Origin of the sequence: Vibrio penaeicida, from assembly GCF_002933855.1 — a bacterium.
Lineage (GTDB): Bacteria > Pseudomonadota > Gammaproteobacteria > Enterobacterales > Vibrionaceae > Vibrio > Vibrio penaeicida_A.
The window spans coordinates 1,374-3,689 of record NZ_BFAQ01000061.1 but is presented as its reverse complement, the minus strand read 5'-3'; the positions used below and the strand labels follow the sequence as shown (position 1 = coordinate 3,689).

The window sequence follows — 2,316 nt, the reverse complement described above, 5'->3', positions numbered from 1 at the left end:
AATGCAGCAGCATGTTTTGTGCGTTGCCTGCGGTTTAAGCTGGCGTTATGTGAATTATTGGAATCCTACGTAAGTGATTGAAATATGATTTCTGAAGACAACTGGCAAGATCACTATTGGAACTATTTGGCTCGCCTCGAAGTTGGTGCAATCGACCGAAGTTTTGAAGACTTAAAGCCTTGGGATTCTTTAGCTGAAGATTGTATGAACTTAGCTATTAAAGCTCCATTTCTCAAAGGCAAGAACTCAGGTACAAAATCCATCAAACTTTCTGCTGCATTTTTGAAACGTTCTATGAGTGACTTTAGAGGTGCGTGGTTATTGATTAATTGGGGTTACCCTTATCAAGCAGCGTGTGTCGCTGCTTCGCTTTATGAAAATGCACTTGTTGTTAATTGTCTTGTTGAACGTCAAGATTTGGCTGATGAAGTTCTACTTAACAAGAATGGGGATGTTCCTTGGGGTGCTCAAAAACTTAGTAAAATGGCTGCACACAAAGATTTATACGGAAATATTCCAGATAAATTTCCAAATGATGATGAGTTTAATACGGCTTGGAAAATGTGTTATCACAACTACAAGTTATTATGCAAAATGAAGCATCCTACATTACAACAGGTAGGAGATGAGACAAGTTCTGCCTTAAATCATAAAGGTGAGTTTGCAGTTATTCCATTGCCGGACACTCGTAACGAAAGTCTCGCTTTGAAACATATGTTGATGATTATCTGTATTTCTAAACTGTTTTCTGCAGCCAAGTGTTTTGCAAAGGCTATCGATTGCGCTTCTGATGATCCTGAGCATGAGCAGTTTTATGGTGAAGCACTAAAAGTGTACTCTAATCTCAAAAGAAGTATCGGTGAAAGTAAAATTAAGGATATTTCGATAAAAGCATATGGGTTTAAATTCACATAACAAACGGTTCAAGTAGATTCGTAACGCTTGGCGCTTTTGGTGTTAATTTTAGTTTGTGTGATTACGGTGTTTAAATGTAGTTCTGTGGTGCGTTACTCACCACTTAACCGAGCGTTAACTGGCAAAGGGAATATTGACCAATGGAAGAACTGATAGCCCAATATACGGGTGCAAACGAAGATGAAAGACTCACTCGACAATATATCGCTCAGTTAGAGTTTGATACTACGATGCATAAACTAACGCCTTATTTACTTAAAGGTAGAGCTGTATGTGAGTTAGGGGCGGCAACGGGAAGATATTCTTTAAACTTTTCGAAATTGGGTTGTAATGTGACAGCTGTGGAGCTTGCACCTGACCAAGTGAACATATTAAACGCTAAAGCGAAATCTGAAGGTATTGAGTTAAAAGTGTTTGAGGGCAATGCTTGTGATGTGCCATTTATCGAAAGTAGTTCTCAAGACGTTTGTGTAATTCTTGGCCCTTTGTACCATTTGAAAACTCTGCATGAAAGAGAGCTTGCGGTTAATGAAGCACATAGAATTTTAAAGCCAAATGGCGTACTAGCTATAGCCTATATTTCACGTTTCTTTGTTGCTGGTATGTTTGCACAGCAGTTTCCAGAGTTAGTAACTCCCGAGGTACTTTCAGAGTTAAATAAACATGGCACGGTATCAAACACTAAAGCAGATAGTTTTTTCAAAGTCGGGTATTTCGCGACGCCTAGTGAAATTGAAAACCTAGCAAAAGAAAACGGTTTTAACGTAATTGGACACTCAGCAACAGATGGGTTTGGGCGCTATATATCTAGTGGTGTTAATAACTTTACTCCATCTCAATATCAGACATGGTTAGATTATCATTTAGCAAATTGCGATGAACCAAGTCTTTTGGGGTCAAGTAATCATGGTTTAGTGATCGCTAGAAAAGCCAGTTAACAAAGCAATTAAGTCGGATTCGTGAACGCGTGCCGACTCGCTTACGCTCAAACATAGCACGCGTTCACTCACCGCTTATTGCGGCGTTAGGTAGAAACCATTGATTTAGGTAAGAGGGTATATTTATGGCAAAGAAATTTATCTCATTTTTATTTTTACTAAGTCCCTTTAGTGTCTTGGCGTCAGATGGAATTTACTGCAACGCAGGTACAGTTCAAGACATTCAATCAGAAAGAACTAACGTTATTGTTAATATTTCTGGGCTAGGGTGGCATCAGCTGGGTAAGTACGATGAACTTTCTTTTCAAAGTCGTTTGTCTATGGCTTTATCAGCTCAGGCAAGTGGTAAAAAATTAACGCTAGTGTTTCCTCTTGAAAGTGGTATTGAATGTAACAAGCATAATTGGACTGTGAGCCCTTTGAAGGTTCGTATCAGCAACTAATACCTAACAAAAGCTTCAAA

The 2,316-nt window shown here is 38.9% G+C and carries 3 protein-coding genes; all 3 read left to right on the top strand.

Annotated elements, in window-relative coordinates; translation table 11 throughout:
- Positions 1 to 84 precede the first annotated feature (84 nt).
- Positions 85 to 915 (top strand): hypothetical protein, encoded by an 831-nt coding sequence (locus tag VPNCDNU1_RS27430; protein ID WP_104403323.1) that lies wholly within the window; start codon positions 85 to 87, stop codon positions 913 to 915.
- Positions 916 to 1,055: 140 nt separating this feature from the next.
- Complete coding sequence (locus VPNCDNU1_RS27425) at positions 1,056 to 1,853, top strand: class I SAM-dependent methyltransferase (protein ID WP_104403322.1); 798 nt, start codon at positions 1,056 to 1,058, stop codon at positions 1,851 to 1,853.
- A 125-nt stretch (positions 1,854 to 1,978) separates the two neighbouring features.
- Positions 1,979 to 2,296: a hypothetical protein gene (locus tag VPNCDNU1_RS27420; RefSeq protein WP_104403321.1), complete on the top strand. Its 318-nt coding sequence runs from the start codon at positions 1,979 to 1,981 to the stop codon at positions 2,294 to 2,296.
- Positions 2,297 to 2,316: the final 20 nt, after the last annotated feature.